This window comes from Bacillota bacterium, from assembly GCA_009711825.1.
Taxonomy (GTDB): domain Bacteria; phylum Bacillota; class Proteinivoracia; order UBA4975; family VEMY01; genus VEMY01.
In genome coordinates, this window is sequence record VEMY01000077.1 from 1 (window position 1) to 8,695 (window position 8,695).

General features: G+C 50.6%; 12 protein-coding genes. 9 read left to right on the forward strand and 3 right to left on the reverse strand.

The window, feature by feature from the left end; translation table 11 throughout:
• The first annotated feature begins 74 nt into the window (after positions 1 to 74).
• From FH749_16130 to FH749_16150, 5 genes are all read left to right on the forward strand, one after another.
• Positions 75 to 464 (forward strand): helix-turn-helix transcriptional regulator, encoded by a 390-nt coding sequence (locus tag FH749_16130; protein MTI96971.1) that lies wholly within the window; start codon positions 75 to 77, stop codon positions 462 to 464.
• Entirely contained in the window at positions 461 to 751 is a 291-nt protein-coding gene (locus FH749_16135) for a hypothetical protein (GenBank protein MTI96972.1), read from the forward strand. The genes FH749_16130 and FH749_16135 overlap by 4 nt, the downstream gene beginning before the upstream one ends.
• Positions 744 to 1,595, forward strand: coding sequence for an ABC transporter ATP-binding protein (locus FH749_16140; GenBank protein MTI96973.1), 852 nt, complete (start codon positions 744 to 746; stop codon positions 1,593 to 1,595). Before FH749_16135 ends, FH749_16140 begins: the two co-directional genes overlap by 8 nt.
• A gap of 145 nt (positions 1,596 to 1,740) precedes the next feature.
• Positions 1,741 to 2,298, forward strand: a complete 558-nt coding sequence (locus FH749_16145; protein ID MTI96974.1) for an ABC transporter permease — start codon at positions 1,741 to 1,743, stop codon at positions 2,296 to 2,298.
• Complete coding sequence (locus tag FH749_16150; GenBank protein MTI96975.1) at positions 2,295 to 3,023, forward strand: hypothetical protein; 729 nt, start codon at positions 2,295 to 2,297, stop codon at positions 3,021 to 3,023. Before FH749_16145 ends, FH749_16150 begins: the two co-directional genes overlap by 4 nt.
• Before the next feature lie 151 nt (positions 3,024 to 3,174).
• Here the strand turns inward: FH749_16150 and FH749_16155 are convergent, their stop codons facing one another.
• Both FH749_16155 and FH749_16160 read right to left on the reverse strand, forming a co-directional pair.
• Positions 3,175 to 3,399, reverse strand: coding sequence for a hypothetical protein (locus tag FH749_16155; protein ID MTI96976.1), 225 nt, complete (start codon positions 3,397 to 3,399; stop codon positions 3,175 to 3,177).
• Positions 3,400 to 3,678: 279 nt separating this feature from the next.
• Positions 3,679 to 4,434 carry a DNA-binding protein gene (locus FH749_16160; protein ID MTI96977.1) on the reverse strand — a complete coding sequence of 252 codons (756 nt, stop codon included), beginning with the start codon at positions 4,432 to 4,434 and terminating at the stop codon, positions 3,679 to 3,681.
• A 359-nt stretch (positions 4,435 to 4,793) separates the two neighbouring features.
• On the opposite strand from FH749_16160, the gene FH749_16165 reads away from it, so the two are divergent.
• The 4 genes from FH749_16165 to FH749_16180 all read left to right on the forward strand — a co-directional run bounded on the left by FH749_16165 (position 4,794) and on the right by FH749_16180 (position 7,818).
• On the forward strand, positions 4,794 to 5,654 hold the full coding sequence (locus FH749_16165) for a radical SAM protein (GenBank protein ID MTI96978.1): 861 nt from the start codon (positions 4,794 to 4,796) through the stop codon (positions 5,652 to 5,654).
• A 319-nt stretch (positions 5,655 to 5,973) separates the two neighbouring features.
• A complete protein-coding gene (locus FH749_16170) occupies positions 5,974 to 6,189 on the forward strand; it encodes a type II toxin-antitoxin system VapB family antitoxin (protein MTI96979.1) in 216 nt (71 codons plus the stop codon).
• On the forward strand, positions 6,176 to 6,583 hold the full coding sequence (locus FH749_16175; GenBank protein MTI96980.1) for a PIN domain nuclease: 408 nt from the start codon (positions 6,176 to 6,178) through the stop codon (positions 6,581 to 6,583). The genes FH749_16170 and FH749_16175 overlap by 14 nt, the downstream gene beginning before the upstream one ends.
• A gap of 140 nt (positions 6,584 to 6,723) precedes the next feature.
• The gene (locus tag FH749_16180) at positions 6,724 to 7,818 is read left to right on the forward strand and encodes a hypothetical protein (GenBank protein MTI96981.1); all 1,095 of its coding nucleotides are present in this window, start codon (positions 6,724 to 6,726) and stop codon (positions 7,816 to 7,818) included.
• 66 nt (positions 7,819 to 7,884) lie between these two features.
• Here FH749_16180 and FH749_16185 read toward each other — a convergent pair whose 3' ends face one another.
• Positions 7,885 to 8,454: a hypothetical protein gene (locus FH749_16185; protein ID MTI96982.1), complete on the reverse strand. Its 570-nt coding sequence runs from the start codon at positions 8,452 to 8,454 to the stop codon at positions 7,885 to 7,887.
• Positions 8,455 to 8,695: the final 241 nt, after the last annotated feature.

An 8,695-nucleotide genomic window follows, 5' to 3' on the forward strand; every position in this document is an offset into this window, starting at 1 on the left:
GTCGAGTTTCCTAGTCCAAAACAGTAAATATTGTAGTCACAACACGTTTTTAGGCTCATGACGGGTTAGCCCCTGTGTCATGGGCTTTTTTAGGCCTTTGCTGTGTCTACCACTGTACAATGCCAGTCAGGGGTGATTGCATGGCTCGGGCATTCAGTGACAAGGAGAAAGAGGCAATTCGGTCTGCTCTTCTGGAGAAGGGCCGGGAGATGTTTGGTGCATATGGTCTTAAGCGGACAGGGGTTGCGGAGCTGGCCAGGGCGGTGGGGATTGCCCCCGGGTCCTTCTACAGTTTCTTCGACTCCAAGGAAGAGCTGCTGTTTGCTGTTATGGAAGAGGAAGAGAAGCGGATTCATGTGCATTTCGCTTCGCTTTTGTCCGGGGATTTGACCCGCTCCAAGTTGAAGCAGCTTCTGGTTGAAGGAGTTGCCATTGCAGAGGAGAATTCGCTTCTTCGCCAATGATGGACCCCGAGGTTTACCAGCGGGTGCTGCGCAAGTTGCCGGAGGAGAAGATTCGCGGGCATATTGAGCGGGACAAGAATACTCTTTCCCCCTTGATTCGCCACTGGCAAGATATTGGGCAGATGGCTGTTCATAATGTGGATGTGGTCTCCGGATTGTTGCGGGGGATTTTTTTGCTGGCCCTGCACAAAAAGGAGATTGGCGAGGAGATTTTTTCTGACGTAGTTGACCTACTGGCCGATCTGGTGGCTGGTGGTTTGGTTCGAGAGGAGAGGGACAATGATTGAAGTTCGCGACTTGCAGTTCACCTATCCCGGGAATAAAGAAAAGACCCTGCTGGGGCTGAACTTTATGGTTCAGCCTGGGGAGATTTTTGGGTTTCTGGGGCCCTCAGGGGCAGGAAAAAGCACAACCCAGAACATCCTTGTAGGCATACTGAAGGATTATGTCGGCAGCGTTAAGGTGTTGGGGCAGGAGCTCTCTGGCACAACTCCCAATTACTATGAGCGCATTGGCGTTTCCTTTGAGCTGCCCAACCTGTATGCCAAGTTTACCGGCCTGGAGAATCTGGACTTCTTCCGCTCGATGTACAGCGGCGAGACCGAAGATCCCCGGGAGCTTTTGGCGATGGTGGGGCTGGAGCAGCATGGCAATACCCGGGTGGAGAAGTGGTCCAAGGGTATGAAGATGCGCCTGAACTTTGTCCGGGCCCTCTTGAACAAGCCCGATGTGCTGTTTTTTGATGAGCCCACTTCGGGCCTGGACCCGGCCAATGCCCGGAACATCAAGGACATCATCTTGTCCTATAAGGAAGCGGGCAAGACTATATTTATCACCACCCACAATATGGAGGTGGCCGAGTCCATTTGTGACCGGTTGGCCTTTATCGTGGACGGCGATCTGGCCCTTACCGACTCCCCCGATGAGCTGAAAGTGCGCATGGGTCAGCAGCGGGTTCGGGTGGAGTATAACGGTCGTGGTAAGGAGTTTCAGGAGTTTGACCTGGATGGGCTTGGTAATGATGATGGCTTTTTGGCCTTGCTCCGGGAGAAGAAGATACGGACCATCCACACCCAGGAAGCCACACTTGAGGATATATTCATCCAGGTGACGGGCAGGAAGCTGTCATGAGGCGGGTACTGTCTGCCGTCAAGTATGATATGAGGTTTCAGTTCCGCCACGGGTTTTACCATGTCTACCTGCTTTTTACTGTGCTCTATGCTATCTTGCTACGCCTGGTGCCGGCAGATGCGCGCCTACCGGGGCTGCGATAATTGTGCTATCTGACCCGGCAGTGCTGGGCTATTTCACCATCGGGGCCCTGGTCATGCTGGAGCGGGGCCAGAACCTGTATGCAGGTGTCTTCTCCACGCCCCTGCGGGTCAATGAATACCTGGCGGCTAAGGCTTTATCTCTGGGGGTTATTTCCACAGCCAGCAGTCTGTTGATTATAGTCGTCGGTCTCGGCAGGTGGGTCAATCCCTTGTACGTAATTTTGGGGGTATTCCTGACCGCCATGCTCTTTACCCTGGCCGGTTTTGCTCCCGCCCTGCAGTTTAAGAGTCTGCCGGTGTTTCTGGTGATGTCGCCGCTCTATATCGTGGGGTTTAATTTGCCGATTTTGCATTACCTGGGCTTGGTTGACTCTTTTCTGTTCTACCTGCTCCCCACCACCGGTTCGCTGCTCTTAATTGATGGTTCACTGACCGGGCTCAGTGTTTGGCAGGTTGTATACAGCTTGACTGTTTTGGTTGTTTGGGTGTTGGGCGCCTGGTATCTGGCCAGGAAGGTGCTGGAGCGCTATATCATCCGGGGGGGAGGGGGTAAGGCATGAAGAAGAAGCTTCAAGCCCTGGCCAAGTCGGAATGGCGCAGCATCACCAGGGACTTCATGCTGCTTATAACGATCTTCGTCCCCTTGCTTGTGGCGGTGTTTGTCCGCTTGGCAGTTCCCTTTGCCACAGAGCTCTTGGCGGTGCAAGCAGGCTTTGACCTGGAGGAGCACCATGTTTTCATTGTTGCAGTGGCTCTCTTGATGACTCCGATGATGCTGGGGGCCCTGGCCGGTTTGCAGATTCTCGATGACCGGGATGAGAGAATACTTTCCTATATCTCTGTAACGCCCCTGACTCGGGAGGGCTACCTGGCCTGGCGGCTCTTCACTCCGGTGGTTATTGGGTGTGTGCTCACTCCGTTGACGCTGCTTGTGATGGGGATTGTCCCTCTGCGCCTGGGTGTGGTGGCGCCGGTGACTTTGCTTGCTGCCCTGGGAGCGCCCCTCTATGCCCTGCTGATATCCTCCTTTGCCAGTAACAAGGTAGAGGGGTTGGCGGTGGCCAAGGCCTCTGGGGTAATAATGTGGGGCCCGATTGCCGCATACCTGCTCCAGGGGTGGTGGCACTTACCGGCGGGCTTGATGCCAACCTATTGGCCGGTCATGGCCTTTGTAGCCGGCTACGGGGAGGGGAGATTATTCTGGGTCTATATCTTCGCCGGGGTGGTTGTGCACATTGCTTGGATTGTGGGTTTGAGGTTCCTGTTTAATAGGCGGGCTGGCTGATAGTCTGTGGTAGTTAGGAATTACACGTTCTGCGGAGTCGAAGGTAATGTCAGTTGCGGGAGTGGATGCCTGCAGCGTGAGTGGCCTAAGAGAAAGGGCTGCCTATCAGCATAAGCTGAGAAGCAGCCCTTTTGAGTCCGTATATACTTGTTCAGTTGACAAGCTCTTTCTTCAGAGCTTCCACTTCGGACAAGGGAAGCTCGGTTACCTTGGAAGTCTGCTTGACGCTGAGCCCCATCCTGAGGGCATTGCGGGCAGTTTGTTTTTTGGCCAGTAACAACCCTTCTGCCTTGCCTTCTTCTTTCCCTTCCGCTTTTCCCAAAGATTTGTCCTTGACTCTGGTTTCCCTGATGATTCGCTCGATATTGGAAATCATCGTTCCCACCTCCCCTGTGTTGCTGGTTAATATCGCTTCAAGTTGTTCCTGTTGTTCGCTTGGCAACTCTTTGGCGAGTATCTTGCTTGCCCAGGTGCTGAAGGCGCCAAGGCCAGTGACATATCGACACTCCCTTGTAAAATATTGACATAACTCCTGATTAAAATGTATCAGAACTAGTGTTCGTGGTCAACGGTAACAACTGTCGTCTTGGCTGGTTTTTTCTCCGCACCCTTACGTCCGGTCACAAGCTTCTGCTTGGCTTTGTTTTGGGTGATCTTAATCGGGAATTGTATCTAACCCCTCCCACAACAGCGAGAGGTCGATGGTCAAGTCCTGAAAATCGGGGGGCTTAATCAAATCTGAGTCTAATCCCGATGCTGTAAGAGCGTAGTTGCCGTCCCTGAGGGCGAAACACTCCATGGTCTTTTCCTCGGGGTCCACCAGCCAGAAGTGGTTGACCCCGGCCCGGAGGTAAATATTAAGCTTGCACACGCGGTCTTTGCGTTTGCTGCCGGGGGAGATGATTTCTACCACCAGGTCTGGCGGTCCGACAATCCGTTGTTTACGGACTATATCGGTACGGTCGGAGGAAATATAGAGGAGGTCGGGCTGGACAACAGTCTGTTGGCCAAAAGTAGTGTCCATGGGAGCACAGAGCAGTAGGCCCTGGGGGTCGTGCACTAAAAAATAACTGTTCATGAGGGAGTTTAATCTATTCAAGACCAGCTGATGGATGACGGAGGGCGAGGGATCTTTTATCAGTTCCCCCTCCAGGATCTCGAAACGAAATCCCTGTTCCTCAGGCAAGAGCAAATAGTCCCGGTAGGTATAGGATTTGTCTGGCACCGGCTGGTATGGGCATTTTTGTTCCCGGACTTCTTGGAGAGCCTGGAGCACTTGCTCCAGGTCATAGCGGTACTGCCGATCGCCTAAGTCAATGAAGGGAATGCGCTTTTGCTTTGTATAGCGCCAGATGGTATCCACTGTGACGTTCAGGGCTTCTGCCAGGGCCTGGGCCGTTAGCAAGGCCATAAAGATCACCTCCACCTTCAGTATATAACTGAAGTAATCTGTACGCAACTGTAATAAACTCGGATCTGTAGTTGATTGTTGCAGGAGACGGCTTATGTTTTTCGATAGACGGGGTCGTGGTCGGGTGGACTTGTTGACACTTTATTCCATGTGTATTACGATGTGTGCATTGATTACTTGGCCGAAGTTCTCCCCGAACTGAAGATTTTAACCGCAATTTAGGGTCGACCGGCCTGCAGGATTAATTCGAGGGGGCGAGGGAACAGGGTCCTGTCTACGTGCTAAAAAGGGAACGGAGCTTGAGGACAAGGAGCCTGCCCGCCCAAGGTTATGCTGCAAAAAACAGTGGGGGTGAACATATGGAGTCTATTGTGGTGAAAAGCGCTTTAACTAAGCTTAAAAGAAAGGTGCCCTATGGTTGGGATCTTAACATTTACAGGGGCTGCGCCCACTCCTGCCAGTACTGTTACGCCATTTATTCCCATAAGTACCTGGGAGATAAGGATTACTTTGAGGATATCTACGTAAAGGAAAACATAGTTGAGCTCCTGGAGAGGGACTTAAAGGCCCCGTCTTGGCAGCGGGAAGTTGTGAATATCGGCGGGGTTACAGACAGCTATCAGCCGGCTGAGGCGGAGCGCCAATTGATGCCCGAACTCCTAAGACTGTTGATTAAGTACAAAACCCCGGCCATCATCTCCACCAAGTCTGATCTCATCCTTAGGGATTATGACTTAATTGACGAACTTTCCCGAATTACCTATATCAATGTTGCTGCAACTATAACCACCATGGATGAAGCAGTGCGGGAAAAACTGGAGCCTGGCAGCAGACCAAGCTTGGACAGGTTCCGGGTGCTGAGGGAGTTCCGGAAGACAAATGCCTCCACCGGCCTGCATGTAATGCCGATAATTCCTTATATAACGGATAATGAGTGGAACTTTGAAACTATGTTCAAAGAGGCAGCCCTGGCCAAGGTCCATTATGTCCTGCCCGGGACTATGTATTTACGGGGACCGACAAAGCAGCATTTCTTCAGTTTCCTTGACCAACAATTCCCTGAAGCATCTTGCAAGATTAGGGCCCTCTATACCCGGGGTGGAGCCGGCAAGGATTACAAAACCGATCTCTATGAGATGGTGAACAGGCTCCGGGACAAGTATAGGCTTTCCAAAAGCTATATGGCACCCATGCGGGAAAAACTGGCCCAGACCACCTAAGCCAGCAGCGCTTGCCCGTAGTGAAAAATATACTCCGTTATTCAATAAACCCGGCCTCGGCCGGGTATAGCGCCAGAATGGTCTCCACTGTGATGTATGGCTTCTGCCAGTGCCTGGGCCGTTAGCATAGTCATAAAGATCACCTCCACCTTCGGATATAACTGAATTCAGCTGTACACAACTGTAATAAATTCGGTCGGTGAGCGAGTGTTGCAGGGGCGGGTCGTGTTATCCCATTCAAAGACGGGGTCGTAGTCGGGTGGAAGTGTTGACACATTACTTAGTGTGTATTATGATGTGTATATGGAGGTGTAAGTTCATGCGCACCAATATAGTCATTGACGATGAACTAATGGAAAAGGCCATGAAGCTCTCTGGTCTGAACACAAAAAAGGATGTTGTCCGTGAAGCTCTTACGGAATACGTAAACCGTCGCACCAGGAAAGATTTAAGTGATCTCAGAGGTAAGATACGTTTTGCGGATAACTACGATTATAAGTCTCTGAGAAAGGGCCGCAGAAATGATTCTGGTTGATACTTCGGTTCTTATTGGCTATATGAAGGGGCATGAGGGTAGCAAAGCGCTATTGTTTGATAAAATTATTTCCCGGGACATCCCCTTTGGCATCAGTGTTTTTACTTATCAGGAGGTATTACAGGGTGCCCGTGATGAATCTGAGCTGATTCAATTAAAGGAGTATTTATCCTCGCAAACGATATACTATCCGCGCTCTGAATTAGTTATATACAATGAGGCAGCTACGGCATACTATACTTTGCGGCGCCGGGGCATCACGCTGGGTTGTACATTGGATTGTTTGATTGCTCTAATTGCTATTGAGAATGACTTGGCGCTTTTGCATGATGACAGCGACTTTGATTACTTGGCCGAAGTTCTCCCCGAGCTGAAGATCTTAACCACAATTTAACTAATCTGGGTTCAGCCAATTACAATGTCCTCGTTGACATTGAGTCGACGGGGGCTTTCTTTGTGTTAATGATTAGGCTTGTTCTTCATAACTGAAATTGCGTTGTGGGTTTTGATGTCTCGGTTTGACGAGAAAGTAGGGTGCGGGGAATTAATTGCAACTTTTCGGCGCCAAAAGCAATTCTCGGCGAATGGGTCGAGCAGCTGGTTTTAAAAGATGCCGGTTTGGCTTGGGCGTATGAGAACGGCTATATGAGCGATGAGCGGATTTCCGTGGAAGCAGATGGTGTCAGGTTGACCGTCCTGGGAACTGTTGCCGACCCGGTCATGACTACTGTGGTATACCTGGTCGAAGGAGTGGACGCTGAGGGTGCCGGGGCGCACATTTCTGCAGTAAATGGCGAGGGCTCTTTTTCCTGGCATGATTCCCCCGTGGACACCCCGTTGGGTAAAGTGGGCATGGCCCATACCGACCCGTTGCCAGAGGGTGAAAACTCCGTGACTTTACAACTGAGAAGTGGCGGTAAGTTGAAAAGCGACCTGCAGGCCAGTGTAACTGTGGACAGGGAGGAAATCAGTCGTGTTTCCCGGGAATATCCCCTGGAATACCGGTGGACTATGGAAGGTGTTTCTGTGGAGGCCCATAGAGTTGTGTATACGCCGACACAAATGTTGGTTGAATACACAATCGCTGGCGGCGGCTCCCTGGGTGGAACAGTCCGCAATGATGAGCATATTTATCTGCTTGATTCAAAAGGAAATCAATTCAACAGCTCCTTCAGAAAAGGGGAAATGATAGAGGAAGACGTCTGGCGGTCATACGCGGTGTTTGAGTGGCCCAAGGACACAGAGGATTTGCAGATGGTCATTCCCGTTCTTGGCAGACGTGAGCTGGTGGATGTGGAGTTTACTCCTGACAGTGTCGGCAAACGACAAGAGCTTGATCCGGGATTGCAACTGGCTGCCTGGCGGACAAACGGAGAAATCTGGAACTCAAAAGATATCCTGGAGCTGGGTTTTAAGTTTGAGGGCGATATTCGGGCCTTTAGCGAGTGGACGGCTGTCGATGCCGATGGGAATACCCATGAATTAGACCGGCCGCGCTGGGGTATGACAGGTGCAGAGGAATTCTATGGGGTCTCCCTGGATTCTTTCGACCCCGTGAAAGTGCGGGCAAGCGAAGCACAAGTTGTTGTTCGGGGCGACTGGGAGATTCCGCTGCCTGGAGCGGAATAAAAAAGTACATGTCAAAGGGGCTGACCGCGGTCAGCCCCTTTGTTGTTTGTGATGATTAAGTTGATCTTAGAGATTAAGGTCGGTTAACAGGAACTGTATAAATGATTTTGCGTCTTCTTCGTCAAACCCATCCTTCAGGTAAAACTCGATAAAATACCCGCCCTGTTGGAGTTCGATGCCGGCAAATAGTACAGAAGCCTCTTCATTGACGGTATACTCTATTTCGATGCCATTAAATTCCCAGATATCTGTAGCGTCTGAAAAAGCATAGGCTATGGGACGGTAATTGAGCTTTGCAACAGCTTCACCCTCGTAAGGTCCATATAATAGGTCGTCTCCCAATTGTTCTTCCACTGCGCTAATTTGGCCAGCATCAAGGTCGCTTTTATTCTGTGCGTACGTAACAAATATATCTGGCGGCCGGTCATCGGATCCCGGGATTTCCAGGTAGTCAGTGGTGGCCAGCACAATCGGATAGTCCGGATGGACGTGGAGCATGAAATCTGCATTCGGGTATTTGTTGTCCAGTTCTGTTACTTTTCCCTCTAACCGTTCCATATCTGTACCTTCACTACACCCGCTAATAACCATGGTTGCGGCAACGAGCAAACAGATGATTAACGAAACCTTTCTCATAGCGCTCCCTTCCCCTCTACCAGTTTTGTTTCTTGGGAACCAGATTTTTATCCCACCAGCTCTCACATTAGTATACTAAATTAGTAGAAAAATGTAAAATATTTTGTTACTTGTGATCGTGTCAAGTCATTGTAGGTTTTTTGAAGAACCTCGTATGCTTAAATAGCGGTAATGCTATTTAAGCCTTTTAAGGCTTGTCGGGTGAAATTGCTGCCGCCCTGGTAAAGTGGAACGTTGTTAT